Origin of the sequence: Streptomyces sp. NPDC001744 (assembly GCF_042892575.1) — a bacterium.
GTDB lineage: Bacteria > Actinomycetota > Actinomycetes > Streptomycetales > Streptomycetaceae > Streptomyces.
On the sequence record NZ_JBIAUG010000019.1, the window covers coordinates 79,712 to 105,201 of the forward strand.

Sequence of the window (25,490 nt, forward strand, 5' to 3'; positions counted from 1 at the left end):
GGAGCAGAAGGCGGTGCGCGGGTGAGCTCGGGAGGTCTGGAGCTGCCCCCAGGGGACGCGGACCGGGAAGGGGGGCCTGGCGGCCCCGTCGAGGCGCCGCCCGGAGCGGCCGCGCCGCCGGGCGCCGACGTGCCGCCCGGCGCGGTCGCCGTCGCCCGCCCGGTCGGGATGGGGGCCGAACTGGAGTGGGACGCCGAGGCGTGGAGCGAGGTCCGCGTCCGGGCCCAGCGCGCCGGCCGCGCCTACATCTGGCTGAATCTGGTCGAACAGCGGCTGCGGGCCGTGGTCGCCGCCGTCCTGAGGCCCGTGTACGAACCGGTCCACGGCGAGGAGTGGGTCGTCGCCGCGGCGGGGCCGGCCGGACAGGAGTGGGTGCAGCGCGCGGTCGCCGTGCGCGAGGTCTCCCGGCGCAAGGGCTACCTCCTCGACCCGGCCGACGACAACGTCCTGAGCTTCCTCACGCTCCCGCAGCTGCGCGAGCTGATGGTGCAGCACTGGCCCTGCTTCGAGCCCTACTTCGACGACCGGCGCGAGGTCGAGCTGGCCCTCGACGAACTGGAGGTCACGCGCAACGTGGTCTCCCGCAACCGGGCCCTCTCGCTGACCGTGCTCGCCCAGTCCGAGCGGGCCTCCGCCCGCATCCTGGAGATCCTCGGCAGCGGGGCCGGGGTGCCGTCCGCCGACCGGCTGCCCGTGGACGCGGTCGAGGACCTGGTGGGCGACCGGTACGCCGACGTGGTCCAGGTCCATCCCGACCGGGTCCGGCTCCAGCGGCAGCTGCCCGCCGAGGACCTCTTCGGCGGGGCCCGCCGCCTCGACGCCACCGGCATAGGCCTCAACCTGCTCGTGCAGAACTTCTCCGGCCGCCGCATGGTGCGCCTCGCCGAGTCCGGCTGCCGGACCAGGCTCCTCTTCCTCAACCCCGCGAGCAGCGCCGTCAAACGGCGCGAGCGGGAACTCGGCCTGAAGAAGGGCGAGCTGAGCCGCTCGGTGGAGATGAACATCCTCCACATGCGCCGGGTCCGCTCCAAGCTCCGCGACCCGGACGCCTTCCAGATCCACGTCTTCGACGAGACCCCCCGCTTCACCGCCTACCTGGTGGACGGCGACGGCCCGGACGGGGTGGGCGTCGTCCAGTCCTACCTGCGCCGGGCCCGGGGCATGGAGGCCCCGGTGCTGGTGCTGCGCGGCGGCGGCCGGAATGTGGTCCGGCACGACCCGCGGTCCGGCGACGGGGACCACGGGCTCTTCGAGACGTACCGGGAGGAGTTCGAGTCGGTCTGGCTCGACTCCCGGCCCGTCTCCTGACCCCTCGCCCGCCCCGGACCGGGACCTTCCGCCGGAGGGGGACCCGGAGCGGTTGTCAGTGGCGCGTGCGAGGGTGGTCGGTACCACGGGGGAGATCACGCAAGGAGGACCCGATGGCTTGGCACGGCGAGACGCTGGTCGGCTTCGATCTGGAGACGACGGGCACCGACCCGCTGGAGGCCCGCATCGTGACGGCCTCGATCGTGGAGGTGGAAGGCGGGGGACGCGTCGTACGACGGCGGGACTGGCTCGCCGACCCGGGCGTCGGCATCCCGGACCAGGCCGCCGCGATCCACGGCATCACCACCGAGCGGGCCGCGGCCGAGGGACGGCCGGCGCGCGAGGTGGCCGACGAGATAGCGGAGGTCCTCGCCGCGTACTGGGAGGACGGCGTTCCGGTCGTCGCGTACAACGCCTCGTTCGACCTGACGCTCCTCGCCGCCGAGCTGCGCCGCCACGGGCTGCCCCCGATGGACGAGCGGCTGGGCGGGGTCGCGATCGGCCCGGTCGTCGATCCGTACACCATCGACCGGGCCGTCGACCGCTACCGGCGCGGCAAGCGGACCCTGGAGGCCGTCTGCGGGGAGTACGGCGTCGTGCTCGAAGCCGCCCACGAGGCCGCCGCCGACGCGCTGGCCGCCGTCCGGGTCGCCGTCGCGATAGCCGAGCGGCACCGGCGGGTGGCCGAGCTCGACCCGGCCGAGCTCCACGCGCGCCAGATCGACTGGTACCGCGCGTGGGCCGAGGACTTCCAGGCGTTCCTGCGCCGCAAGGGCGACGCGGAGGCGGTCGTCGACACCGCCTGGCCCCTGCGCGGGGAGGCCGTGCCGGCGGACCACCGGGCCGGGCGCGTCGGGGACCCCTCCTGAGGGACCGGACCGGGCGGGGTTCCCCCGCGCGGGCGGGGACGCTCCCCGGACGTCAGGAGTTCTTCCCGAGGAAGGAGAGCAGCAGCTCGTTCACCTTCTCGGGGCGGTCGAGCTGGAGCCAGTGGCCCGCCTCCTCGATCCGCTCGTAACGCCAGGAACCGGCGACGTGCTCGCCCGTACCGGACATCGAGTACTCGGTGAGGAAACGGTCGCCCGTCGACCAGACGCCCATCACCGGCACCGCCTCCGGCAGCGGCGGCACCGCCCGGCGGGGGCCGAACAGGGCCTCCGGGGGAAGCGCCGCGCGGTAGATGTTCAGCGCGGCCGTCAGCGCGCCCGGCGCGCGCAGCGGCTCGATCACGGCCTCCGCGTCCGGGTGCTCGGCCAGCATCGCGCGCAGATGGGCGAAGTCGTCCCGGGCCAGCCAGTCCTCGGCCACCCCGGCGAACTGGAACAGGAGCATGTACCAGGAGCGCTGCCGCTGCTCCCATCCGGCGTCCAGGTTCGCCGTCAGGTGGCCCACCGACAGCAGGCTCAGGCTCCGCACCCGGTCCGCCGCCGCGTGGACGAGGCCCTGGGCCACGCCCGAGCCCCAGTCGTGGCCGACCAGATGGAACCGCTCGACGTCCAGCCGGGCGAGGAGTTCCAGCAGGTCGCCGACGTGCTTCGCCGGGTGGTACGCCTCCGGGCCGCCCTCGGGCCGGTCCGACGCGCCGAAGCCCCGCAGGGTGGGGGCGACGCACCGGTAGCCCGCCGCGGTCAGGGCCGCGACCTGGTGGCGCCACAGGTGATGACTGTCCGGGAAACCGTGCACCAGGAGCACCGCCGGGCCCTCGCCGCTCACCTCGACCTCCAGCGTGACGTCCGAGAGTTCCACCCGCATCACAACACCCCGTCCCATCCGACCGGTTCGACGGGGATCATGATGGCAGAGGCGGGGGCGCGAAGGGCGGGGGGCGCGAAGGCCGGGGCGGGGCGCCGGATCAGAACGGGTACCAGCGCACCGAGGGGTCGCCGTCCCGCAGGGAGGCCACCCGCCGCTCGAACTCGGCCAGCGCCTTCGGGTTCGCCGGCGCGTGCTGCGCCACCCACGCGCAGCTCGCGGTCTCCCGCGCCCCGCGCAGCACCGCGCACCCCTCCCACTCGCGGACGTCCCAGCCGTACGCCTCGGTGAAGGCGTCGTACGCGGCCGGGTCGAGACCGTACCGGTCCCGGGAGAGCGCGAGCACCACGAGGTCGTGCTCGCGCAGGTCCGAGGAGAAGGTCTCCAGGTCGACCAGGACCGGGCCGTCCGGTCCGACGTGGACGTTCCGGGGGAGGGCGTCCCCGTGGATCGGGCCCGGCGGCAGGTGCGGGGTCAGGGCGGCCGCCGCCGGGGCGAAGGCGTCGCGCCGCTCGCGCAGGAAGGCCGCGTCCGCCGGGTCGATCGCGTCCCCCGCGAGCCGCAGCCACCGCTCGACCCCGCCCAGCAGTTCGCGGCGGGGGAGCGCGAAGCCCTCCGGCTCGGGCAGGGCGTGCACCCGCCGCAGCGGCGGGGCGAGGTCACGCGGCTCGGACGGCCGGACCGCCTCGGGCAACCGGTGCCAGAGGGTGACCGGATGCCGCGCCACGAGCCGGGGCCGCTCCTCCGCCGCCCGCACCGCCGGGACCCCGGCGGCGGCGAGCCAGGCGGCGAGGGCCAGCTCCCGTTCCGCCCGGTCCAGCAGCCCGGCGTCCCGGCCGACCTTCACCACCAGGTCGCCCACGGCGAAGACCGCGTTCTCCCCGAGGGCCAGGAGCCGGGCCTCCCCGGCCGGCAGCCCCGCCCCGTCCAGGATCTCCCGCGCCCGCGCCTCGTCCATCGCTCTCTCCCTCACCTGTGTGTTCGCGCCAAAGTCTCGCATCCGTCCGGTCCGTCCCGAGGGGCCGCCCCGAGGGCCCCGCGATCCCGGCCTCGCGCCCCCCGGCCGCGCGTGCACCCGGTCGGGACGGTCCCGGCGCCCGCCCGCTATCGGCGCACATGAGCGGTTCGCGCTCCGTCCGTCATTACGAAACCTTGTTGAACAAGTCACAGAAGGGTGACGGGCCTTCTCTCCGCTCCCCTCCGTCGGACAGTGTTCGAACCGGCCACCGCGCCGCCCCCCACGAGGCGCGGTGGCCGCTCTAGATTGGGAACATGACGCAGACGTACGCGGCCCTGCTCCGGGGCATCAACGTGAGCGGGCGCCGGAAGGTCCCCATGGCGGACCTCCGGACCCTCCTCGAAGACATCGGCCACCGGAACGTCCGCACCTATCTCCAGAGCGGGAACGCCGTCTTCACCACCGACTCGGCGTCCTCCGAGGAGGAGTTGACGGCCGCGCTCGAAGAGGCGATCGAGGAGCGCTTCGGGTTCCGCGTCGACTGCCTCGTCCGCGACGGCGCCTACCTCGCCGCCGTCGCGGAGGCGTGTCCGTTCCCCGCCGCCGAACTGGAGGGCAGGCAGCTCCACGCCCTCTACTTCTCGGGTCCCCCGGACGCCGGGCGCTTCGCCGCGATCGACCGGGACGCCTACCGCCCGGAGGACTTCGCCCTCGGGGACCGGGTCCTCTACCTCTACGCCCCCGGGGGCCTCGGCACCTCCCGGCTGGGCGACGCGGTCTCCCGGCCGGCCCTCTCCGAGGGGCTCGTGGTCACCGCGCGCAACTGGAACACGGTCCTCAGGCTGGTGGAGATGGTCCGGGAGGCGTGACGGCGAAGTGGCCCACTCCGACGGCTTCCGAATGGACCACGGAGGCGGGCCATCCGCCGACTAGATTCGTCCGCATGACGACCACCGAGAACGCCCAGAGCGCCCAGGGCCCCCAGGCCGTCCCGAGCACCCGGAACACCGGGAGCGCCGGGAGCACCGAGAAGACCGGGACCCGTCCCCGTACCACCGTCGACTTCTACTTCGACCCCGCCTGCCCCTTCGCCTGGATCACCTCCCGCTGGATCCTGGAGGTCGAACGCCACCGGGACATCGACGTCCGCTTCCGCGTCATGAGCCTGTACTTCCACAACGAGGGCAACGAACTGCCCGACTGGTACCGGGAACTCGTCGACGCCTCGATCGGCCCGGTGCGCGTGGCGGTGGCCGCCGCCGAACGGCACGGCGAAGAGGTCCTGCGCCCGCTCTACACCGCGTACGGCACCCGCATCCACGAGGGGAAGCGGAAGGACTTCGACGCCGTGATCACCGAATCGCTCGCCGAACTCGGTCTTCCGGCCGAACTCGCCGACGCCGCCCACGACCCCTCGTACGACGAGGCGGTCCGCCGCAGCCACGACGCCGGGAAGGACCCCGACGCCGGGGCGTACGTCGGCACCCCGACGCTCCACGTCGACGGCACGGCCTGGTTCGGCCCGGTCCTGCGCGCCATCCCCCGGGGCGAGCGGGCGGCCGAACTCTTCGACTCCTTCCGGGTCCTGGCCTCCCACCCCGACCTCTTCGAGCTGAAGCGCACGCGCACGGGCGGCCTCGACTTCGGCTAGGCCGTGTGCGGCCCCCTTCCCTCCGGGCCGCCGCCGCACGCCGACGGGCCCGGAGGACGGCGGAGCCGACCGGTACCGCCCGCCCGGTCGCCACCGCCGCCCGGCCGTTTTCAGGCGGGTCGGCAGACGTCCAGCCGTTCGGCCGACGGCTCGTATCCCGCCGCCCTGTAGGCGGCGACGGCGGCAGCGTTCGAGGTCGGAGTGCTGACGAGTGCGCTCGACGCGCCCAGTTCGCGCAGCGCCGCCGCGGCGGCGACGCCGATCGCCGTCCCGTAGCCGCGACCGCGATGGTCGGCGTGCACGCCCACCGGCTCCAGCAGACCGGGCCTGCCGGGCCCGGCCGACCAGACCGTCGCCGCGGCCACCGCGTTGCCCCGGTCGTCGTAGCCGATCAGGCAGCGGGCGTCGGCATAGGCCGGCCCGGCCGCGAGGGCGTGCCACCTCTCCTCGGTGAACGCCGGGCTGCCGAACGCCGAGCGATGCACCGCGGTCCGCACCCCCGCAGTCTCCGGACCGGCCACCTCGATCCGCAGGCCGGAGTCCTTCACCGGCCGGGCGAGGTCGTGGCACAGTGGCGTCCACGGCTCGTCCGGAACCCAGCCCGCCTCCAGGAGGACCTCGCGGAGCAGGGCGCCGTCGGGGATTTCGAGGCCGACCTTCCCGGGTGGCAGGACCCCGCGCCCCGGCTCGTCGAGGTCCGCCAGCAGCCGGCGCGCCAGATCACCGTCCCGTCGCAGATCCGGCGCGGTCGTCAGGCGCAGCAGGTCGGGGTCGTCCAGGTACCCGACGGCAATGATCCGTCCGTCCGCGCTCCAGGTGCGCACGGCCGCGGCCAGCCTCTCCGCGCCCAGCGCCCAGGCCCAGCCGAGGTCGCCCGGATGGAGCTGCAGCGGCGCGCGGTCGTCCTGCCATGCGCGGAGGGCGTCCAGGACCTCGGTCAGCCCGTCGGCGCCGGGTTCGTTCAGAACGATCGTCATGGTTCGCATCCCACACCACCGCGGCGACCGGCCGCACCCGGTTTTGTCCGGCCGGCCGGCCGCCGACACCGACACCGACAGCGGATGCGGCGCGGAAGGCTCCCCTCTGTGCGCGGCCGCATGCCGGGGTCATACCGAGACGGTGCGCGCACTGCTCGCCCGCGGCGCCGACCCCAATCTCCGCGAAGACCACGGCACGGGCCGTTCCCCACGCGAATGGGCGACGACCGGGCCCTACCCCGAAACGATCGCCATGCTTCTCGCCGCAGGCGCCCGACCGCACAACCGAGCCACGTGGCCCATCCCGTCATGCCGGACCTCATGATCCGCTTTCGACGCACTCCCTAGCCCCGGAAGGGCCCCCGGCGCCGGAATCCCGTGAACGTATGGGTGATGCCGGTCTGCCACCCCGGCTGGGGGAGGACGCGCACACCGCCGAAACCCGCGCGGCGCAGCCGGTCGGCGAAGGCGGGCGCGGTGTCGAAGTCGAGGACGCTGTGCCACAGGTGGCGGTAGAGCGCCTTGTCTCCGTGGCGGCGGCCCCACGGCAGGACGACCGCCCCCATCACCGCCGACCACACCGCCCGGTGGACGGCCCGGCTGCCGAGGGCGTACTCGTGGACGACCAGGCGCCCGCCCGGACGGAGGAGTCCCCGGACCCGGTCGAGGACGCCGTCCGGGTCCGCGACGTTGCGGAAGAGGTAGGCGGCGAAGACCGCGTCGTACGGGCCGTCCACCCCCGCCCCGGCCAGACCCTCCACGGGGGCGTGCACGAAGGTGACGTTCGGGGGCCACGGCTTGCGGAGCGCCCGGTCGAGCATGCCGGCGGACGCGTCGACGCCCGTGACCGAGGCTTCGGGCGCGGCCCGCAGCAGCGCCCGGGTCGACGCCCCCGTACCGCAGCCGAGGTCCAGGACCGACCGGCCCCGCCCGCCGTCCGGCAGGGCGAGGCGGCGGGCGGAGCGGAGCAGGTGCCGGTGGTAGCCGGGGCTCGCCGAGGTCATCCGGTCGTACGTCCGCGAGGCGTGGTCGAAGGCGTGGGCGAGGTCGGCGTCGCGCAACAAGGACATGACCGGTGCTCCTCCGCTGGGGGTGTCGCCCGCAGTGTCGCCCATGACCCGCGCCACCGGAGGCGCCACCGGCCGGGGATTGGGCCGGACGGCTCAAGGAGCGGTGCATCCGATCCCGTCGGCGGTACTGAATGACCGGTGAAGCCCGAAGCGATGCCGCCCCCCAGCGAGGGATGACCCCATGCGCGTACCCGATCCGCTCCAAGTCGACCACGACGTGCCGGCCGCCGTCGAGGCGCACCTCGCGGCCGTGCTCGGACGGCGTACGGAGGAGGCGCCGGCCGTCGACCCGGAATTCGCGGCCGACATCGCCGGCCGGGTGGCGGACTTCGCGCTGACGGGAGGCCGTCGGCTGCGCGCCGAGTTCCTGTGGTGGGCGATGCGCGGCTGCGGCGGCGGAGCCGCCGAGACGCCGTCCGCCCTGGGCGTCGCGGCGGCGCTCGAACTCGTCCAGACGTGCGCGCTGATCCACGACGACGTGATGGACGGCTCGCCCCTGCGCAGGGGGCGGCCCGCCGTGCACGTCGGGCTGGACGCGCGGTTCGGTACGCGGGCGCGCGAACTGCCCTGCGGCACGTTCGGCGCCGCCGCCGCCGTCCTGGCCGGCGACCTGGCCCTGGCCTGGGCCGACGACGTCTTCGCCGAGTCCGTCGGCGGACGGCCCCCGGCGGCCCGGGCGGCCGCCGTCTGGCGGGCGATGCGCACGGAGATGGTGGCGGGCCAGTACCTCGACCTGCGGTCCCGGGCCACGGGCGACCGCTCGGCCGGACGGGCGGAGCGCACGGCCGTCCTGAAGACGGCGCTGTACTCGGTGGGCCACCCCCTGGTCCTGGGGGCGACGCTGGCGGGCGCGCCCGGGGACACGGCCCGTCGGCTCCGGGAGGCGGGAAGGTCCGCGGGGCTCGCCTTCCAGCTGTACGACGACGTGCGGGGGGCCTTCGGCGACCCCGCGGCCACGGGGAAGCCGGCCGGGGAGGACATCCGGGAGGGCAGGGCGACGTACCTCCTGGCCGTCGCCGGGGAGCGGTGCGCCGAACTGGGGGACCGCGCGGGCCTCGACCTCCTGGAGAGGATCACCGGAGGGCCCGGCAGGGCCGGTGCGCGCGCCGCCGGTTCCGGATCGGACGGCTTCGGACCGGAGGGGTCCCTTCCGGACGGCCTCCGTGCGGACGGGGCCCCTCCGGCCGGTCCGCCCGCCCCCGGGGCCCGGGGCGCCGGACCCCGTGCGACCGAGGAGGACGTGCGCCGGGTCCTCGACCTGCTCGTCACGTGCGGGGCCCGGGACCGGGTCGCCCGGCGGATCGAGGAGCTGTGCGGCCGGGGCGCGGAGGCGGTGGCGCGCACCGGGCTCTCGCCGGAGGCGGCGGACAGGATCGGCGCGCTCTTCAGGAGGGCGTGCGGACTGGACCCCTCACCTGCCGGCGGCTCCTCGTCCGTCGGCGGCCCTGCCTCCGCCGGCCGCCCTGCCCCCGCCGGCGATTCCTCGTCCACCGGCCGCCCTGCCTCCGCAGGCGGCCCCGCCTCCACCGGCGGCCCCCCACCCACCGGTGCCCCCGCCCCCGCCGCCGGCGGCCCCGTGCCGGTCCTGACGGGAGAGGCCCGTTGAGGACCGTCGCGGGACCCACGGACCACGTCGTCGTGGTGGGCGCGGGCCTCGCCGGGCTCGCCGCCGCCCTCCACCTCCTCGGCGCCGGACGCCGGGTGACCGTCGTCGAGCGCGACCCGCTCCCGGGCGGGCGGGCCGGCCGGCGCGACCTCGGGGGCTACCGGACGGACACCGGCCCGACCGTCCTCACCATGCCCGACATCCTGGACGAAGCCTTCCGGGCCGTGGGGGACTCCCTGCGCGAACGGGTCGAACTCGTCCCCCTCCACCCGGCCTACCGGGCGCTGTTCGCCGACGGCACCCGTCTCGACGTGCACACCGAACCCGGCGCCATGGAGGCGGAGATCACCGCCTTCGCCGGCCCCCGCGAGGCCGAGGGGTACCGGAGGCTGCGCCGGTGGCTGGAGGAGCTGTACGCGGTGCAGATGCGTCGCTTCATCGACACCAACTTCGACTCCCCCCTGCGACTCCTCCATCCCGACCTCGCGCGGCTCGCCGCCCTCGGCGGCTTCGGGCGGCTCGACGGCGCCGTGGCACGGTTCCTGACGGACGAACGGCTGCGGCGCGTCTTCTCCTTCCAGGCCCTGTACGCGGGGGTGGCGCCCTCGCGGGCGCTGGCCGCCTACGCGGTGATCTCCTACATGGACACGGTCGCCGGGGTGTACTTCCCGCGCGGCGGGATGCACGCCGTACCGGCGGCCATGGCGGACGCGGTGACCCGGGCCGGCGGCACGGTCCGGTACGGCGAACCGGTCACCGCGCTCGAACGCCGGGGCGAGCGGATCACCGCCGTGGTCACCGGACACGACCGGATCCCCTGCGACGCGGTGGTCCTCACCCCCGACCTGCCCGTCGCCCACGGCCTCCTCGGGCGCGCCCCCCGGCGCCCCGTCCGGCTGCGGCACTCCCCGAGCGCGGTCGTGCTCCACGTGGGGACGGACCGGACGTGGGACCGGCTGGCCCACCACACCCTCTCCTTCGGCGCGGCGTGGGAGGGCACGTTCGACGAACTGATCAACCGGGGGCGCCTGATGAGCGACCCCTCGCTGCTGATCACCCGGCCCACGGCCACCGATCCGTCCCTCGCGCCGCCCGGCCGCCACCTGCACTACGTCCTCGCGCCGTGCCCGAACACCCGGACCGGCCCGGACGCCGCCCACTGGGGCGAACTCGGCCCGCGCTACCGCGACGCGCTCGTCCGCGAACTCGAACGCCGGGGACTCGACGGCCTCGGCGCGTCGATCGAGGAGGAGACCCTGGTGACACCGGCGGACTGGACGGCCCTGGGCCACGCGGCCGGCACCCCCTTCTCCGCCGCCCACACCTTCGCGCAGACGGGCCCCTTCCGGCCGCGCAACCTCGTGCGCGGCACCGCCAACGCCGTCCTGGCCGGCTGCGGCACCACGCCCGGCGTGGGGGTCCCGACGGTCCTGCTCTCCGGGAAGCTCGCCGCCGCGCGCGTCACCGGCGGCCGGACCGGGGGCGGCGGGAGACCCGCGGCGCCTTCGACGGGAACGGGCCGCGCCCCCGCGCGCGCCCGCGTGGACGGAGCGGCGCGGTGACGGCCCGGGAACTGGACGCGGCGGGCATCACCGACCCGCGCCTGCGGGCCGCGTACACCGTCTGCCGGAGGCTGAACGCGCGGCACGGCAAGACGTACTTCCTGGCCACCCGGCTGCTCCCCGTCGACCGGCGGGCCGCCGTGCACGCCCTGTACGGCTTCGCGCGGCGCGCCGACGACATCGTGGACGACCTGGGGCCGGGCGCGACGACGGAACAGCGCTCCGCCGCGCTGGGGAGACTGGAGGAGCAGTGGCGGACCGCCCTCCGGGGCGGCCGGGTCCGGGAACCGGTGGTCCTCGCCGCGGCCGACACCCGTGCCCGGTACGCCATCCCCGCCCGCCACTTCTCCGACTTCCTGGCGTCGATGCGCAGCGACCTGACGGTCCGGCGGTACGCCACGTACGCCGACCTGCGCGCCTACATGCACGGCTCCGCCGCCGTCATCGGGCTCCAGATGGTCCCCGTCCTGGGCACCGCCGTCCCCCGCGCGGAGGCGGAGCCGTACGCGGCGGCGCTCGGACGGGCGTTCCAGCTCACCAACTTCCTCCGGGACGTCGGGGAGGACCTGGACCGGGGCCGCGTCTACCTCCCCGCCGACCTGCTCGCCGCGCACGGGGCCGACGCCGACCTGCTGATGTGGAGCAGGCTCACCGGGGCCCGGGACGCGCGGATCACCGCCGCCCTGAAGGCCGCCGCCGCGCTGACCAGGGACGTCTACCGCGAGGCGGAGCCGGGCATCGCCCGCCTCGCCCCCGTCTCGGTGCCGTGCGTGCGTGCCGCCTTCGTGCTGTACGGCGACATCCTGGGCGCCATCGAGCGGGACGGGTACGCGGTGGTGCACCGCAGGGCGGTCGTCGGCCGCCGCCGCAGGGCGTCCGTCGCGGCGCGCGGCCTGGTGGGCGCCCTCGCCGCCCGCACCCTGCCGCGCCGCGCCGTCCCGCTCCCGGTGGACGCCCCGGCCGGGGGACGGAGCGCCCCGGCGCGGAGCGGGACGGACCTGGACCGCACGGCGGGAGGCGATCCGAGGTGAGCGTCCGGAAGGGACCCGGGCGCCGGTCCCTGGTACCGCTGCGGCTGCGCCGGGACGCCGTCCCGTGGGAGCGGCAGCGGCCCACGTGGCGCGAGGCCTCCCCGGCGCTGATCGCCGGGGCGCTGGCCCGTGCCGGGCAGCGGCCCTCGGGCAACTGGTACGTCGTCGGCGGCAGCCGCGACCTGGCGGACGGCAGGCCGCTCGGGCGGACCGTGGCGGGCACCGAGATCGTCCTGTGGCGCGACCGGGAGGGGCGGCCCCACGCGGGGCCGGGCGCCTGCCCGCACCTGGGGGCGCCCCTGAAGGACAGCGCCGTGCGGTGCGGGACGCTGATCTGCCACTGGCACGGACTCGCCCTGGACGGCGGCCCCTTCGCGGGCTGGTCGCCGTGGCCCGCGCACGACGACGGGGTGCTGCTGTGGGTCAGGCTGGACCGCGCGGGCGGCGAGCCCCCGACGGAACGGCCCCCCGTGCCCGGACGGCCTCCGGCGGCCGGGGCGGTGGACGCGGTCTGCACGGGCGTGGGGACGTGCGAGCCGGAGGACGTCGTCGCCAACCGGCTCGACCCCTGGCACGGGGCGTGGCTCCACCCCTACTCGTTCGTCGACCTGGACGTGGTGCGGACCCCCACGGACGAGGACGACGAGCTGGTGGTGGACGTGTCGTTCAAGGTGGCCGGGCGCGTCGTGGTGCCGGTCCGGGCCGTGTTCACCGCGCCCGGCCCCAGGACGGTCGTCATGCGGATCGTGGCGGGGGAGGGGACGGGCTCGGTGGTCGAGACGCACGCGACGCCCCTGACGCCCCCGGGGGCGCCGCGTCCGCGCACCGCCGTGGTGGAGGCCGTCCTCGCCGACTCGGACCGCCGGGGGTTCTCCGTCGTCCGCCTGGCGGCGCCGCTGCTGCGTCCGGCGATGCGGGCGACGGCGGGCCGCCTGTGGCGCGACGACCTGGCCTACGCGGAACGGCGGTGGGCCCTGCGGGCCAGGGGGGACTTCCCCGGCTGAGGGCGGCCGGTCACGGCGCGCCCCGGCCGGGACGCCCCGTGACCGGCCCCGGCGCGGGCGGGACCGGGGCCGGGGTGCTCAGTACTCCCCGTACGCGCGGGCCAGCCCCCTCAGGAGGGCCGACCGGCCCCGCCGGGGCACCGTCCACAGCGTCTGTCCCCGCAGGCCCCAGCGCCGCAGGTGCGCGTTGGCCGCGAGGAAGCCCGTGGTGGCGGCCCGTTCCATCAGGGCCACCGGGAGGTCGGTGCGGACCAGGTCGCCGGCGACGGTGACGGTGGGGTCGGGGGTGCCGACCCCGGGCCGTCCGGCGTGGCCGCCGACCGCGAAGAGCGGGCAGTCCTGCCGCCACTCGTCGCGCCGGTCCACGATCCGCGCGGCCGCCGTCTCGGGGTAGACGCGGCGGAGCTGTTCGACCACCTCCCGCGCGACCGGGCCCGGACCGGCGACCGGGTCCGCCGCGTAGGCGTGGAGTTCGACCACGGAACCGCCGGTCTTCGCGGCCCAGCGGGCGGCCTCGCCCTCCCACGCGCCGAGGACGCTGATGTTGTCCAGGGGGCCGTACCCGCCGGTCCCGAGGAACCCGGGACGGTCCGGGGCCACGGGACGGTCGAGCCAGAGCCGGGTGACGAGGAAGGGCGGAGCCGTACGGAGCCCGGCGACCCGGGAGCGCCACGCCTCGTCGCACAGCGCGGGCGAGGCCGCCGCGACGGCCCGCAGCCCCCCGGTGTCGAGGGCGAGGACGAGCGCGTCGGCGCGTTCCGCCCCGGCCGGGCCGTGGACGAGGTGGCCACCGCCCGGCGCGGCCTCGACGTGGCTGACGGGGGAGCCGGTGCGGATGTCGGCGCCGTGCCCTTCGAGGTAGCGGGCGAGGGGGTCCCACAGGGCCTGCGGATAGGGCTCGTCGGGCACGTCGAAGAGGAGTCCCTCGGAGGAGCCCAGGAAGTAGATGTGGAACATCAGGGCGAGTTCGGCCGCCGAGAGGTCCCCGGGGTCGGCGAAGAAGCTCCGCGAGAACACCTCGAAGGCGAGGTGCCGGGCGCGCTCGGGGAAGCGGATCCGGTCGAGCAGTTCACGGGCGCTGATCCCGTCGTACCGGCGGTGGACCCCGGGCAGGCCGACGTCCAGGAGCGGCAGCGCCGCACGGGGGTTCATCCGTACGAGGTCCCGCAGGCCGAAACTGGGGCTGAGCGCGGCGAAGCCCACGGCGCTCCAGGGCGGCGTGCGGGGGACGCGCGCGAAACCGTCGTACAGACCGGAGCTGTGGCGCAGGGGGTAGTCGGGCAGCGGCCGGAGCCGTTCGAGCCCCGGATCGGTACGCCGGAGCAGTCCGCGCAGGTTGTAGTACTGGCGGAAGAAGGCGTGGAAGCCCCGGCTCATCGTCACGGAGGAACCGTCCGCGAGCTCGACCGGCCACCCGGCGAGCCGGCCGCCGAGCGACGCCTCGCGCTCGTACAGGGTCACGCGGACCCCGCGCTCCGCCAGGACGGTCGCGGCGGCCAGGCCCGCGATGCCGCCGCCGACGACGGCGCAGCGCGGTGCGTCCCGGCCCGCCGCCGCCCGCCCCCGGTGGGCGGGGACGACGGCGGCCCTGCGGTCGCGCCCCCGGCGCGCGGCCGGGGCGGAGCGGCGTTCACGGCTGGTCATCGATGGGCTCCTCGTGCCGTTCCGGCCTGGTGCGCCGGGGAAGTAGGGGGAGTTCGACCGCCGTGCGCAGCATGGCGGGGACGGGCGTGCGGAGTCCGACGGAGAACTCCTCGGCCGGGCCGGTGGCACCGTCCAGGAAGCGGAGCAGGCGTTCGCAGGGGACGTGCGCGAAGAGCCGCGCGAAGAAGGCGGGCCCGTCGAGGCGTCCCGTGTCGAGGCCGCGCAGCAGGACGGCGTCCATCGCGAGCGCCCGGGCGGAGTGCGCGGGCGGGGGGACCGGGCACCGGCCGTGGTGCAGGGCGTCCGCGACGGCCCGGGACTGGCGCTGGATCGCCGCGAAGGCGTACCCGGTGGAGGGCCGGACGGCGCCGCCGGCCGCCCCGACGCGGAAGACGTGCCGGCCGGCCCGGCGGGGGTACCGGCCGTCGCTCATCGGGATGGCCCCCTGCTCGGTGGCGAGGACCCGGAAGGAACCGAGCCGCAGGACGTCCCCGGTGTAGCGGGCCAGGGCCCGGTCGTAGGCGGCGGACGCCAGCGGGGCCCGGCCGAACTCGGTGTACTCGACGAGCGCTTCGTACGGGGTGGTGGGGAGGACGTACCCGAAGGAGAGGCCGTGCGCGGGCTGGGGCGTGCGGAAGTCCATCAGTTCGACCACGTCCGGCGTGAACACCGGTGCGTCGGCCCGGACGAACCAGCCCCGGAAGTGCTGGAGCAGGGCGGTGCGGGCGGGGGGACGCACGGCGGGCGGACGGGAGTCGAAGACCCACGCCGCGTGGAGCCGGGCGACGGTGCCGTCGGCACCCCGGCAGGTCACGGCGGCGCCGTCCGGCCCGTCGGCGACCTCCTCGACGGTGGCCTCGACCCTGTGCAGCCCGGCCAGCCGCGCCCGCAGCCCCCGCTCGAAGGCGTCGGAGCGGAGCATCTTGTACCGCAGGCCGCCGAGGGGACGCACCGGACCGGAACCGTCGGGAGCCCGTACGCGGAGCCTGTCCCAGCTCCTCGTCAGGAACGGCTCGTACGGACCGGGCCCGGCCTCCCAGAAGCACCAGGTGCGCTCCGGGGGACGCAGGGGACCCGGCGGCGCCTCGACCAGGGTGACGCGGGGAGCGGGAACGCCCTCCGGAGGGGCGAGGAGACGCCAGGCGAGGGAGAGGCCGGCCGCGCCGGCCCCGATGACGATCACGTCGGTGCCGGCGGCCATGGTCGCGCGTCACCACCTTTCTCACGTCTCCCCGGGAGGGCCCCGGTACGACTCCCCGGCAGGGGTCGCGGTGGACCTACCCGGGATCGCGGGACGACCCGTCCCGCCGTACTGCATTCGGCCCAGCCCCGGGTACCGGATGCGGCACGTCACCGGGAGGAAGGAGGAGACAGGGGGGAGGGAGATGGAGACGGGGGAGAGGACGCGGAGGGAAGAGCGGTGTCGGGGGGAAGGCGGTGCCGGTCGGGGGTCGGGCCCCCGCGCGGCGCCCCGGCCCTCCATCCGGATCAGACGGCCGCCGCCACCCGCCCGGCGGCCCGTACGGCTCCGTCGTACCGCTCCAGGAGCAGCCGGGCCAGCTCGGGGGAGGGGCCGAGGACGTCGGCCAGGACGTCCGCCCCCGCCGCCCCGGCGGCGATCCGGTCCGGGAGGCGTCCCGGCGCGATCACGTACGGGGCGACCGCCACCCGCCGGACGCCCGGCTCGGCACGCAGGGCCCGTACGGCGTCCCCGGTGCGCGGAGGGCCCCCGGCGGTCACGGCGGAGGCGAACGCGGGCCGCACGGAGCGCCAACCGGTGCGCCGCAGCTCCCGCGCCGTTTCCGCGATCGCCGCGATCGCCTCCGGGTCGGTGGAGCCCGCCGAGGCCAGGACGACCCCGGTCGCGCTCTTGTCGCCGGGCGCGAGCCCGGCCTCGTACAGCCGCCGTTCCACCGCCGCGACCAGCAGCGGCGACGGCCCCAGGACCTCCGCCCGGTGCGTCCGCAGCGACGGAGGGGCCTGCCGCAGGACGGCCGGCACGTCCGTCTTCGCGTGGAAGGCCCTGGTCAGGAGGAGCGGCAGCGCCACCACGTCCCGTACTCCTTCGGTGGCGAGCCCGCCGAGGACCGCCGTCACCGACGGCGGGTCGAAGTCCAGGAACGCCGTCTCCGCGCGCAGCCCCGGCCGCAGCGCGCCCGCCCGGCGCACCAGCGCCCGGACGGTGGCCGCGTGCCGCGGGTCGCGGCTGCCGTGGGCGATCACGAGGAGGACGGGGCGGTTCACGGTTCGCTCGGGGTTCACTTCGCCAGCAGGCCGCGGCTGCGGAGCACCCACCGCTCCAGCGGGCTGAAGATCAGCAGGTCGATCGCGATGCCGACGACCAGGATCAGCAGGATCGCCAGGAACACGCCGGGCAGGTCGATGTTGTTGCGGCCGTTCTCCAGCAACTGGCCCAGGCCCAGGCCCAGGTCGGGGGAGGAGGCGATGATCTCGGCGGCCATCAGCGAGCGCCAGGAGAACGCCCAGCCCTGCTTCAGGCCCGCCAGGTACCCGGGCAGCGCCGCCGGGAGCACCACGTGCCGGGTGCCCTTCAGACCGGTGGCGCCCATGGTGCGGCCGGCCCGCAGGAACAGCGGCGAGATCTGGTCGACGCCCGAGACCAGGCCGTTGGCGACGGAGGGGACGGCGCCCAGGAGGATCACCGTGTACATCATCGCGTCGTTCAGGCCGAACCAGAGCACGGCCGGCGGCACCCACGCCACCGAGGGCAGCGACTGCAGACCGGAGAGGATCGGGCCGATCGCGGCGCGCACGAACCTCACCCGGGCCACGAGCAGGCCCAGCGGGGTGCCGATGGCGAGGGCGAGCAGGAAGCCGGCCAGACCCCGCGACACGCTGGTCCAGATCACCTCGAAGAGGGTGCCCCGGAGCCACATGTCGGCCAGGCCGTCCCACACCGCGGACGGCGCGGGCAGCTTGGCCTCCTCGGTGATCCCGGCGGAGACGAGGACCTGCCAGACGGCGAGGACCAGGGTGACGGCCAGGACGGGCGGGAGGACCTTCCTGACGAGGACCTCGCGCACCGGGGTGCGGCGGACCTCGACCGCGTCCAGGGCGTCCAGTCCGGCCTCCAGGCCGGCGAGGTCGTCCCGCTTCGCCGCGGCGGCGGTGTCAGTGCTGGCCATGGCGGCGGATCTCCCCACGCAGGTGTTCGGTGATCTCGACGGACAGCTCGGCCACGTCCGCGTCCTCGACGCGGCGCGGCTGCGGGATGTCCACGGTCCACTCGGCGGCCACCCGGCCGGGCCGGGAGGAGAGCAGGACCACGCGCTGGGCGAGGCGCACGGCCTCGCGCACGTTGTGGGTGACGAAGAGGACGGAGAGGCCGCCCGTGGCGGAACCGCCGCTGTTCGCGGTCTCCCAGACCCGGGTCAGCTCGCCGTGCAGCACGTCGCGGGTGATGGCGTCGAGGGCCGCGAACGGCTCGTCCATCAGGAGCAGCCGGCTGTCCTGGGCCAGGGCGCGGGCCAGGGCCACCCGCTGGCGCATGCCGCCGGACAGCTCGTGCACCCGCTTGCCGTACGCGCCGCCGAGCCGCACCAGTTCGAGCAGCCGTTCGGCCTCCGGCCCGCGTTCGGCCCGGGGCACCCCGCGCAGCCGCAGGGCCAGCTCGATGTTCTTGCCCGCGGTCAGCCACGGGAAGAGGGCGTGCTCCTGGAACATCAGGGCCGGCCGGCCGCCCGGGGTCGTGATGGACCCCTGGGACGGCCGGTCGAGTCCGGCCACCAGGTTCAGCAGGGTGGACTTGCCGCACCCCGATGCCCCCAGGAGGGTGACGAACTCGCCGGGCGCGACGTCGAGACTGACGTCGTCCAGGACGAGCTGGGCACCGGCCGGGCCGGGGAAGGACTTCGAGACGTGCTCGATCCGGGCGGCGTGCGTGTGCTCCGCCGCGGTGCCCTCGGGGGCCTTGGCGAGTGTCGTGGCCATGGTCGTCACCTCCTGGGGTGCGTGGATGGGCCGGCGGTTACTTGGCGCCGAGGCCGGCGTCGGAGACCCCGGGCCGGCCGGCGGCCTTCAGCACCTTGTTGAGGAGCGTCAGGTCGTAGATGCCGGCCAGGTCGGGCTGCTCGATGAGCCCGGCCCGGACCGCCCACTCGGACTGGGTCCTCAGCGTCGCGGCCAGCGGGTCGTCGGTGATCGCGATGCTGGGCCACGCCGGGTCGATGACCTTGGGAGCCAGGGGCTTGCCGGTCTCCGCCTTCAGCGCCGCGTTGGCCGACGCCTTCGCCTTGTCCGGGTTGGCGTTGATCCACGCGTTGGTCTTCACCGTCCCCCTCAGCACGGCCTCGACGACGTCCGGGTGCTCCGTGAGGAACTTCTGCGACACGATGACGTTCGTGATCACGAACTTCTTGTCGGGCCACAGGGAGGTCTCGTCCAGGAGGACGGATCCGCCCTGGGAGACCAGCTTGGAGGCGGTCGGCTCGGGCACCCACGCGCCGTCGATCGAGCCGGACTTGAAGGCGTCCGGGGTGACCTTGTTGTCCGTGCGGACGACCGAGACGTCGCCCTTGCCGGACTCCGGGTCGACCTTCCAGCCCTTTCCGGAGATCCAGTTGAGGAGCGCGACGTCCTGCGTGTTGCCCTTCTGCGGGGTGGCGATCCGCTTGCCCTTGACGTCGTCCAGGGTCTTGATCTTCTTCGGGTCCACGACCAGCTTCACGCCGCCGGAGGCGGAACCGGAGACGATCCGCAGGTTCTTGCCCTTGGACTTGACGTAGGCGTTGATGGAGGGCGAGGGGCCGATGAAGCCGATGTCGAGGGAGCCGCCGTTGAGCGCCTCGATCTCGGAGGGACCGGCGTTGAAGGTCTGGGGCTTCAGGACCGTGCCGCCCAGCTCCCGCTGGATCAGTCCGTCCTGGACGCCGACCAGCGCGGTGGCGTGCGTCAGGTTGGGGAAGTACCCGAGCCGGACCTCGGGGGCGGAGAGCTTCTTCGCGCCGGCCGGGGCCGCGGCCTTCTCCGGCGAGTCGTCCTTCTCGGCCCCGGAGCCGTAGCCGCAGGAGGCGAGCGCGCCGATCAGCAGGGGCAGGGCGGCGACGGCGGCCAGGCCGCGGCGCAGGGTGGTACGGGTGGTGGCAGGCACGGGAAGTGTTCCCCTCGATTCAGCTTCTGCGAAGTCTGCGTTTGTGTCGTTCGGGGTGGAGCGGGTGGAGCCGTGTCGTACCGGTGGTGCGGTACGCCGAGGTCAGCACGCACATCGCGCGACACCTCCCATGCCCGCGCCGAGGGCGCCGGAGCCCACCCGGCCGCCTTCCTTCGCGAAGGTCGCGTAGACGTTCTCGCTCATCTCAGAAGTCCCACCCTTCTTCCTCGTCCGCCGCGGCGGGGGCCCCGGCCGCGGCGAACGCCCCGCCCGCCATCCCGGCCGCGAGCGTGGTGCCGTCCGCCGGGTCGATCAGCAGGAACGAGCCGGTGCGGCGGGAGTCCGCGTACGCGTCGAGCGCGAGCGGCTCGGCCGTGCGGACCACGACCCGGCCGATGTCGTTGGCGACCAGCCGTCCCGGGGCCGGGTGCTGGGAGAGGTCGTCCAGGGTCAGCCGCGAGGGGATGTCCCTGACGATCGCCTTGACCGTGCGGGTGGTGTGCTTGAGCAGGACCCGCTGGCCGACCGAGAGCGGCCGGTCCGCCACGTGGCAGACGGTCGCCTCGACGTCCTGGCTGGTGGCGGGGGCGTCACCGACCGGGGCGATCAGGTCGCCGCGCGAGATGTCGATGTCGTCCGCGAGCCGGATCGTCACCGACTGCGGCGCCCACGCGACGTCGACGGCCGTGTCCGACCCGAGGCCGGTGCCGAGCGCGTCGATCGCCGTGATCGTGGAGGTACGCCCCGACGGCAGGACGGTGACCTCCTCGCCGACCCGGAAGGCCCCGGCCGCGATCTGCCCGGCGTACCCCCGGTAGTCGGGGTGCTCGGCGGTCTGCGGCCGGATCACGTACTGCACGGGGAAGCGGGCGTGGCAGGCCGTCAGGTCGTGGCTGACCGGGACCGTCTCCAGGTGTTCCAGGACCGTCGGGCCGCCGTACCAGTCCATGTTCGCGGACGGTTCCACGACGTTGTCCCCGGTGAGCGCGGAGATCGGGATCGCGGTGATCTCCGGGACGCCCAGCTCGGAGGCGTACGCGGTGAACTCCTCGGCGATCGCGGCGAAGACGGGCTCCGCGTAGTCGACCAGGTCCATCTTGTTCACGGCCAGGACCACGTGCGGGACGCGCAGGAGCGCGGCGACGGCGGCGTGCCGCCGGGTCTGCTCGACCACGCCGTTGCGGGCGTCGACCAGGACCACGGCCAGCTCGGCGGTGGAGGCGCCGGTGACCATGTTCCGGGTGTACTGCACGTGCCCGGGGGTGTCCGCGAGGATGAACCGGCGCCGGGGCGTGGCGAAGTAGCGGTAGGCCACGTCGATGGTGATGCCCTGTTCCCGCTCGGCCCGCAGGCCGTCGGTGAGGAGCGCCAGGTCGGGCGCCTCCTGGCCCCGGGAGCGCGAGGCGTGCTCCACGGCCTCCAGCTGGTCGGCGAGGACCGACTTGGAGTCGTGCAGGAGCCGGCCCACCAGGGTGGACTTGCCGTCGTCGACGGAACCGGCGGTGGCGAAGCGCAGCAGGGTGGTGGCCGCCGCCGGGACGGCCGGCCGCTCGGTGGACGTGCTCATTAGAAGTACCCTTCGCGCTTGCGGTCTTCCATCGCGGCCTCGGACAGCTTGTCGTCGGCCCGGGTGGCGCCCCGCTCGGTGAGCCGGGACGCGGCGATCTCGGCGATCACGGCGTCGAGGGTGGCGGCGTCGGAGTCGACCGCGCCGGTGCAGGACATGTCGCCCACCGTCCGGTAGCGGATCAGACGGGTCTCCACCGTCTCCGTCTCCTTCGGGCCGCCCCACGCGCCCGCGGTCAGCCACATGCCGTCGCGGGCGAACACCTCGCGCTCGTGCGCGAAGTAGATCTCCGGCAGCTCGATCCCCTCGCGCTGGATGTACTGCCAGACGTCCAGCTCGGTCCAGTTGGAGAGCGGGAAGACCCGGACGTGCTCGCCGGGGGCGTGCCGGCCGTTGTAGAGCTGCCACAGCTCGGGGCGCTGGCGGCGCGGGTCCCACTGGGAGAACTCGTCGCGCAGCGAGAACACCCGCTCCTTGGCGCGGGCCTTCTCCTCGTCACGCCGGCCGCCGCCGAAGACCGCGTCGAAGCGGTGCTCCTGGATGGCCTCGGTCAGCGGCACGGTCTGCAGCGGGTTGCGGGTGCCGTCGGGGCGCTCGCGGAGCTTCCCGGCGTCGATGTACTCCTGTACCGAGGCGACGTGCAGCCGCAGCCCGTGCTTCCCGACCGTGCGGTCGCGGTACTCGATGACCTCGGGGAAGTTGTGGCCGGTGTCGACGTGCAGGAGCGCGAACGGCACCGGCGCCGGCGCGAACGCCTTCAGCGCCAGGTGCAGCATGACGATGGAGTCCTTGCCGCCGGAGAAGAGGATCACCGGCCGCTCGAACTCCCCCGCCACCTCGCGGAAGATGTGCACCGCCTCGGACTCCAGGGAGTCCAGGTGCGACAGCGCGAACGGCGTGTCCGTGGTGCCGTGGACGTGGGCGACAGTGGTGGTCACAGCAGGCCCTTCTCGGTGAGCAGCGCGTGGAGCCGCGCCGCGGACTCCCGCACGGTCTGGTCCTGGGACTCGATCCGCAGGTCGGGCGCCTCGGGTGCCTCGTACGGGTCGTCCACCCCGGTGAGTCCGCTGATCTCGCCCGCGGCCTGCCGGGCGTAGAGGCCCTTCACGTCGCGGGCGGAGCAGACCTCCAGGGGGGTGGCGACGTGGACCTCGACGTAGGGGGTGCCCCCGGCCGCGTGCCGCTTGCGGACGGCCTCGCGGCTGTCGGCGTACGGGGCGATGACCGGGACCAGGACCTTCACGCCGTGCGAGGCGAGCAGTTCGGCGACGAAACCGATCCGCTGGACGTTGGTGTGCCGGTCCTCGCGGGTGAAGCCGAGGCCCGCCGAGAGGAACTCGCGGATCTCGTCGCCGTCGAGGACCTCGACGCGGTGGCCCTCGTCGCGCAGCCGTCCGGCCAGCTCGTACGCGATCGTCGTCTTGCCGGCGCTCGGCAGGCCGGTGAGCCAGATGGTGGCACCGGTCACGTGGTTCTCCCGGGAGGTCTCTGAGGGGGGTCGGGGGGTGGTGGTCATCAGCCGTGCAGCCCGCACTCGGTCTTGGCGCGGCCCGCCCAGCGTCCGGCGCGGGCGTCCTCGCCCTCCAGGACGCGGCGGGTGCAGGGGGCGCAGCCGACGGAGGCGTACCCGTCCATGAGGAGCGGGTTGGTGAGGACGCCGTGCTCCGTGACGTACGCGTCGACGTCGTCCTGGGTCCAGCGGGCGATGGGGGAGACCTTGACCTTGCGGCGCTTCTCGTCCCAGCCGACGACCGGGGTGTGCGCCCGGGTCGGGGACTCGTCGCGGCGCAGGCCGGTGGCCCACGCGCGGTACGCGGTCAGGCCCTCTTCGAGGGGGGCGACCTTGCGCAGCGCACAGCACCGGTCGGGGTCGCGGTCGTGCAGCCTCGGACCGTACTCGGCGTCCTGCTCGGCCACGGACTGACGCGGGGTCAGGGTAATGACGTTGACGTCCATGACGGCGTCCACGGCGTCGCGGGTGCCGATGGTCTCCTCGAAGTGGTAGCCGGTGTCGAGGAAGACGACGTCCACGCCGGGCCGGACCCGGGAGGCGAGGTGGGCGACGACCGCGTCCTCCATGGAGGAGGTGACGCAGAAGCGCTCGCCGAAGGTGTCGGCGGCCCACCGGAGGATCTCGGTCGCGGAGGCGTCCTCCAGGTCGCGGCCGGCCTGCTCGGCGAGTGCCCTGAGACCGTCCTCGGTGATGTCCTGAGCATCCGTCATGTCTCTTCCCCTCCAGGAGGTTCGGTCGAAGCCGCCGGGGCGAGCAGCCCCAGGAACTTCAACTGGAAGGCCCGGCCGCACGCGGCGCATTCCCAGGCGCCGTGCCCCCGCTCGTTGGGGCGCAGGTCCTCGTCGCCGCAGTAGGGGCAGAAGAACGGGGCGGCGCGCTCGCTCACAGTGCCCCCTCGATCGCTTCTCCGCCCGCGCGGCGCAGAGGCGCGGCTCTCGTCATCGGCTGCGGCCCGGCGGCCGCGCGTGCGTCGCTCACGACAGCGCCTCCTCGGAGGCGCGGGACGCCCAGGACGCGAAGCGCTCGCCGGCCTCGCGCTCCGCCTGGAAGCGCCTGAGGACCCGCTCCACGTAGTCGGGGAGTTCGGCCGCGGTGACCTTGAGGCCGCGGACCTTGCGGCCGAAGCCGGCCTCCAGGCCGAGCGCGCCGCCCAGGTGCACCTGGTAGCCCTCGACGCGGTTGCCCCCGTCGTCCAGGACGAGCTGGCCCTTGAGGCCGATGTCCGCGACCTGGATGCGGGCGCAGGCGTTCGGGCAGCCGTTGATGTTGATGGTCAGCGGCTCGTCGAACTCCGGGAGGCGGCGCTCCAGTTCGTCCATCAGCGAGGAGCCGCGGCCCTTCGTCTCGACGATCGCCAGCTTGCAGAACTCGATGCCGGTGCAGGCCATCGTGCCGCGCCGGAAGGGCGAGGGGGTGACCCGCAGGTCGAGCGCCTCCAGGGCGGCGACCAGCGAGTCGACCCGCGCCTCCTCGACGTCGAGGACGAGCATCTTCTGCTCGGCGGTGGTGCGGACCCGGCCGGAGCCGTGCTCCTCGGCGATCTCGGCGATCTTCGTCAGGGTGGCGCCGTCGACGCGGCCGACGCGGGGCGCGAAGCCGACGTAGAACCGGCCGTCCTTCTGCCGGTGCACGCCGACGTGGTCGCGCCAGCGGCCGGCGGGCTCCTCGGGGGCCGGGCCGTCCGTCAGCTTCCGCTTCAGGTACTCGTCCTCCAGGACCCGCCGGAACTTCTCCGGGCCCCAGTCGGCGACGAGGAACTTCAGGCGGGCGCGGTTGCGCAGCCGGCGGTAGCCGTAGTCGCGGAAGATCGACAGGACGCCCTCGTGGACGTCGGCGACCTCGTCGAGCGGGACCCAGGCGCCGAGGCGGACGCCGAGCTTCGGGTTGGTGGAGAGACCGCCGCCGACCCAGACGTCGAAGCCGGGACCGTGCTCGGGGTGGCGCACGCCGACGAAGGCGACGTCGTTGATCTCGTGCGCCACGTCGAGCAGCGGCGAGCCGGAGACCGCGGTCTTGAACTTGCGGGGCAGGTTGGAGAAGTCCTTGTTGCCGACGATCCGGCGATGGATCTCCTCGATGGCGGGGGTGCCGTCGACGATCTCGTCGGCGGCGATGCCGGCGACGGGGGAGCCGAGGATGGTGCGCGGGGTGTCGCCGCACGCCTCGGTGGTGGACAGGCCGACCGCCTCCAGGCGGTTCCAGATCTCCGGGACGTCCTCGATGCGGATCCAGTGGTACTGGACGTTCTGCCGGTCCGTGATGTCGGCGGTCCCCCGGGCGAACTCCTCGGAGATCTCGCCGATGACCCGGAGCTGTCCGGTGGTCAGCCGGCCGCCGTCGATGCGGACCCGGAGCATGAAGTACTCGTCGTCCAGCTCCTCCGGCTCCAGAACGCCCGTCTTGGTGCCGTCGAGACCCTGCTTGCGCTGGGTGTAGAGGCCCCACCAGCGCATGCGTCCGCGCAGGTCGTTGGGGTCGATGGAGTCGAAGCCGCGCTTCGAGTAGACCGTCTCAATACGTGTCCGCACGTTGAGACCGTCGTCGTCCTTCTTGAACTGCTCATTGCCGTTGAGGGGAGTGAAGTGCCCCACGGCCCACTGTCCCTCGCCACGGTGCCGCCCGGCCTTGCGGCGGGCGGTGGCGGGGGTGGGGTTTTCCGGGGTGGCGGCCATGGCGTCTTGTCCTTCGGGACTGCGGGAGGGCGGCTCTGACCTGCACACGCGCGCTCAGGTCGGAG

At 74.9% G+C, this 25,490-nt stretch carries 24 protein-coding genes and 1 pseudogene; 9 read left to right on the forward strand and 16 right to left on the reverse strand.

Annotation, left to right across the window (positions count from 1 at the left end):
- Positions 1-21 precede the first annotated feature (21 nt).
- Positions 22-1,308, forward strand: coding sequence for an SAV2148 family HEPN domain-containing protein (locus ACFYZY_RS22195; protein ID WP_388696790.1), 1,287 nt, complete (start codon positions 22-24; stop codon positions 1,306-1,308).
- A 113-nt stretch (positions 1,309-1,421) separates the two neighbouring features.
- Complete coding sequence (locus ACFYZY_RS22200) at positions 1,422-2,177, forward strand: 3'-5' exonuclease (RefSeq protein WP_388696793.1); 756 nt, start codon at positions 1,422-1,424, stop codon at positions 2,175-2,177.
- Positions 2,178-2,229: 52 nt separating this feature from the next.
- Here the strand turns inward: ACFYZY_RS22200 and ACFYZY_RS22205 are convergent, their stop codons facing one another.
- The gene (locus ACFYZY_RS22205; RefSeq protein WP_388696796.1) at positions 2,230-3,060 is read right to left on the reverse strand and encodes an alpha/beta fold hydrolase; all 831 of its coding nucleotides are present in this window, start codon (positions 3,058-3,060) and stop codon (positions 2,230-2,232) included.
- 100 nt (positions 3,061-3,160) lie between these two features.
- Positions 3,161-4,018: a phosphotransferase gene (locus ACFYZY_RS22210; RefSeq protein WP_388696799.1), complete on the reverse strand. Its 858-nt coding sequence runs from the start codon at positions 4,016-4,018 to the stop codon at positions 3,161-3,163.
- A gap of 314 nt (positions 4,019-4,332) precedes the next feature.
- On the opposite strand from ACFYZY_RS22210, the gene ACFYZY_RS22215 reads away from it, so the two are divergent.
- Together ACFYZY_RS22215 and ACFYZY_RS22220 are read left to right on the forward strand one after the other, a co-directional pair.
- Positions 4,333-4,887: a DUF1697 domain-containing protein gene (locus ACFYZY_RS22215; RefSeq protein ID WP_388696802.1), complete on the forward strand. Its 555-nt coding sequence runs from the start codon at positions 4,333-4,335 to the stop codon at positions 4,885-4,887.
- Between the two features lie 74 nt (positions 4,888-4,961).
- Entirely contained in the window at positions 4,962-5,669 is a 708-nt protein-coding gene (locus ACFYZY_RS22220) for a DsbA family protein (RefSeq protein WP_388696805.1), read from the forward strand.
- 110 nt (positions 5,670-5,779) lie between these two features.
- Here ACFYZY_RS22220 and ACFYZY_RS22225 read toward each other — a convergent pair whose 3' ends face one another.
- The gene (locus ACFYZY_RS22225) at positions 5,780-6,646 is read right to left on the reverse strand and encodes a GNAT family N-acetyltransferase (protein WP_388696807.1); all 867 of its coding nucleotides are present in this window, start codon (positions 6,644-6,646) and stop codon (positions 5,780-5,782) included.
- 64 nt (positions 6,647-6,710) lie between these two features.
- On the opposite strand from ACFYZY_RS22225, the pseudogene ACFYZY_RS22230 reads away from it, so the two are divergent.
- Positions 6,711-6,971: pseudogene (locus tag ACFYZY_RS22230) on the forward strand (ankyrin repeat domain-containing protein); the annotation flags it as partial.
- A gap of 19 nt (positions 6,972-6,990) precedes the next feature.
- Here the strand turns inward: ACFYZY_RS22230 and ACFYZY_RS22235 are convergent.
- The gene (locus tag ACFYZY_RS22235; RefSeq protein ID WP_388696810.1) at positions 6,991-7,716 is read right to left on the reverse strand and encodes a methyltransferase domain-containing protein; all 726 of its coding nucleotides are present in this window, start codon (positions 7,714-7,716) and stop codon (positions 6,991-6,993) included.
- A 181-nt stretch (positions 7,717-7,897) separates the two neighbouring features.
- Here ACFYZY_RS22235 and ACFYZY_RS22240 point away from each other — a divergent pair, with 181 nt between their 5' ends.
- From ACFYZY_RS22240 to ACFYZY_RS22255, 4 genes are read left to right on the forward strand one after another with little or no spacing between them, the layout of a single operon-like run.
- Positions 7,898-9,322, forward strand: a complete 1,425-nt coding sequence (locus tag ACFYZY_RS22240; RefSeq protein ID WP_388696812.1) for a polyprenyl synthetase family protein — start codon at positions 7,898-7,900, stop codon at positions 9,320-9,322.
- Positions 9,319-10,884 (forward strand): phytoene desaturase family protein, encoded by a 1,566-nt coding sequence (gene crtI, locus ACFYZY_RS22245; RefSeq protein ID WP_388696815.1) that lies wholly within the window; start codon positions 9,319-9,321, stop codon positions 10,882-10,884. The genes ACFYZY_RS22240 and crtI overlap by 4 nt, the downstream gene beginning before the upstream one ends.
- Positions 10,881-11,915: a phytoene/squalene synthase family protein gene (locus ACFYZY_RS22250; RefSeq protein ID WP_388696817.1), complete on the forward strand. Its 1,035-nt coding sequence runs from the start codon at positions 10,881-10,883 to the stop codon at positions 11,913-11,915. The genes crtI and ACFYZY_RS22250 overlap by 4 nt, the downstream gene beginning before the upstream one ends.
- On the forward strand, positions 11,912-12,919 hold the full coding sequence (locus ACFYZY_RS22255) for a DUF5914 domain-containing protein (RefSeq protein WP_388696820.1): 1,008 nt from the start codon (positions 11,912-11,914) through the stop codon (positions 12,917-12,919). Before ACFYZY_RS22250 ends, ACFYZY_RS22255 begins: the two co-directional genes overlap by 4 nt.
- Positions 12,920-12,997: 78 nt before the next feature.
- Here ACFYZY_RS22255 and ACFYZY_RS22260 read toward each other — a convergent pair whose 3' ends face one another.
- The 12 genes from ACFYZY_RS22260 to ACFYZY_RS22315 form a co-directional block, all read right to left on the reverse strand.
- Positions 12,998-14,563, reverse strand: a complete 1,566-nt coding sequence (locus tag ACFYZY_RS22260) for an FAD-dependent oxidoreductase (protein WP_388696822.1) — start codon at positions 14,561-14,563, stop codon at positions 12,998-13,000.
- On the reverse strand, positions 14,550-15,764 hold the full coding sequence (locus ACFYZY_RS22265; protein ID WP_388696824.1) for a lycopene cyclase family protein: 1,215 nt from the start codon (positions 15,762-15,764) through the stop codon (positions 14,550-14,552). Before ACFYZY_RS22265 ends, ACFYZY_RS22260 begins: the two co-directional genes overlap by 14 nt.
- A gap of 287 nt (positions 15,765-16,051) precedes the next feature.
- Positions 16,052-16,807: a sirohydrochlorin chelatase gene (locus ACFYZY_RS22270; RefSeq protein WP_388696969.1), complete on the reverse strand. Its 756-nt coding sequence runs from the start codon at positions 16,805-16,807 to the stop codon at positions 16,052-16,054.
- Between the two features lie 14 nt (positions 16,808-16,821).
- Entirely contained in the window at positions 16,822-17,709 is an 888-nt protein-coding gene (locus tag ACFYZY_RS22275) for an ABC transporter permease (protein ID WP_388696826.1), read from the reverse strand.
- A complete protein-coding gene (locus tag ACFYZY_RS22280) occupies positions 17,696-18,514 on the reverse strand; it encodes an ABC transporter ATP-binding protein (RefSeq protein ID WP_388696829.1) in 819 nt (272 codons plus the stop codon). The genes ACFYZY_RS22275 and ACFYZY_RS22280 overlap by 14 nt, the downstream gene beginning before the upstream one ends.
- A 37-nt stretch (positions 18,515-18,551) precedes the next feature.
- Complete coding sequence (locus ACFYZY_RS22285; RefSeq protein WP_388696832.1) at positions 18,552-19,673, reverse strand: aliphatic sulfonate ABC transporter substrate-binding protein; 1,122 nt, start codon at positions 19,671-19,673, stop codon at positions 18,552-18,554.
- A gap of 205 nt (positions 19,674-19,878) precedes the next feature.
- Positions 19,879-21,240, reverse strand: a complete 1,362-nt coding sequence (locus ACFYZY_RS22290; protein ID WP_388696835.1) for a sulfate adenylyltransferase subunit 1 — start codon at positions 21,238-21,240, stop codon at positions 19,879-19,881.
- Positions 21,240-22,178, reverse strand: a complete 939-nt coding sequence (gene cysD / locus ACFYZY_RS22295) for a sulfate adenylyltransferase subunit CysD (RefSeq protein WP_388696838.1) — start codon at positions 22,176-22,178, stop codon at positions 21,240-21,242. The genes ACFYZY_RS22290 and cysD overlap by 1 nt, the downstream gene beginning before the upstream one ends.
- Complete coding sequence (gene cysC / locus ACFYZY_RS22300) at positions 22,175-22,756, reverse strand: adenylyl-sulfate kinase (protein ID WP_388696840.1); 582 nt, start codon at positions 22,754-22,756, stop codon at positions 22,175-22,177. Before cysC ends, cysD begins: the two co-directional genes overlap by 4 nt.
- Positions 22,756-23,463, reverse strand: a complete 708-nt coding sequence (locus ACFYZY_RS22305; RefSeq protein WP_388696842.1) for a phosphoadenylyl-sulfate reductase — start codon at positions 23,461-23,463, stop codon at positions 22,756-22,758. Before ACFYZY_RS22305 ends, cysC begins: the two co-directional genes overlap by 1 nt.
- Entirely contained in the window at positions 23,460-23,639 is a 180-nt protein-coding gene (locus ACFYZY_RS22310; protein WP_388696844.1) for a hypothetical protein, read from the reverse strand. The genes ACFYZY_RS22305 and ACFYZY_RS22310 overlap by 4 nt, the downstream gene beginning before the upstream one ends.
- A gap of 88 nt (positions 23,640-23,727) precedes the next feature.
- Positions 23,728-25,425 carry a nitrite/sulfite reductase gene (locus ACFYZY_RS22315; RefSeq protein WP_388696847.1) on the reverse strand — a complete coding sequence of 566 codons (1,698 nt, stop codon included), beginning with the start codon at positions 25,423-25,425 and terminating at the stop codon, positions 23,728-23,730.
- Between the last annotated feature and the right edge of the window lie 65 nt (positions 25,426-25,490).

Bases quoted from the DNA above. Each gene is read 5' to 3' on its own strand.
- ACFYZY_RS22200 (WP_388696793.1), top strand. From the start codon at position 1,422: ATGGCTTGGCACGGCGAGACGCTGGTCGGCTTCGATCTGGAGACGACG.
- ACFYZY_RS22205 (WP_388696796.1), bottom strand. From the start codon at position 3,060: ATGCGGGTGGAACTCTCGGACGTCACGCTGGAGGTCGAGGTGAGCGGC.
- ACFYZY_RS22210 (WP_388696799.1), bottom strand. From the start codon at position 4,018: ATGGACGAGGCGCGGGCGCGGGAGATCCTGGACGGGGCGGGGCTGCCG.
- ACFYZY_RS22215 (WP_388696802.1), top strand. From the start codon at position 4,333: ATGACGCAGACGTACGCGGCCCTGCTCCGGGGCATCAACGTGAGCGGG.
- ACFYZY_RS22220 (WP_388696805.1), top strand. From the start codon at position 4,962: ATGACGACCACCGAGAACGCCCAGAGCGCCCAGGGCCCCCAGGCCGTC.
- ACFYZY_RS22225 (WP_388696807.1), bottom strand. From the start codon at position 6,646: ATGACGATCGTTCTGAACGAACCCGGCGCCGACGGGCTGACCGAGGTC.
- ACFYZY_RS22235 (WP_388696810.1), bottom strand. From the start codon at position 7,716: ATGTCCTTGTTGCGCGACGCCGACCTCGCCCACGCCTTCGACCACGCC.
- ACFYZY_RS22240 (WP_388696812.1), top strand. From the start codon at position 7,898: ATGCGCGTACCCGATCCGCTCCAAGTCGACCACGACGTGCCGGCCGCC.
- ACFYZY_RS22260 (WP_388696822.1), bottom strand. From the start codon at position 14,563: ATGACCAGCCGTGAACGCCGCTCCGCCCCGGCCGCGCGCCGGGGGCGC.
- ACFYZY_RS22265 (WP_388696824.1), bottom strand. From the start codon at position 15,764: ATGGCCGCCGGCACCGACGTGATCGTCATCGGGGCCGGCGCGGCCGGC.
- ACFYZY_RS22275 (WP_388696826.1), bottom strand. From the start codon at position 17,709: ATGGCCAGCACTGACACCGCCGCCGCGGCGAAGCGGGACGACCTCGCC.
- ACFYZY_RS22280 (WP_388696829.1), bottom strand. From the start codon at position 18,514: ATGGCCACGACACTCGCCAAGGCCCCCGAGGGCACCGCGGCGGAGCAC.
- ACFYZY_RS22290 (WP_388696835.1), bottom strand. From the start codon at position 21,240: ATGAGCACGTCCACCGAGCGGCCGGCCGTCCCGGCGGCGGCCACCACC.
- cysC (WP_388696840.1), bottom strand. From the start codon at position 22,756: ATGACCACCACCCCCCGACCCCCCTCAGAGACCTCCCGGGAGAACCAC.
- ACFYZY_RS22305 (WP_388696842.1), bottom strand. From the start codon at position 23,463: ATGACGGATGCTCAGGACATCACCGAGGACGGTCTCAGGGCACTCGCC.
- ACFYZY_RS22315 (WP_388696847.1), bottom strand. From the start codon at position 25,425: ATGGCCGCCACCCCGGAAAACCCCACCCCCGCCACCGCCCGCCGCAAG.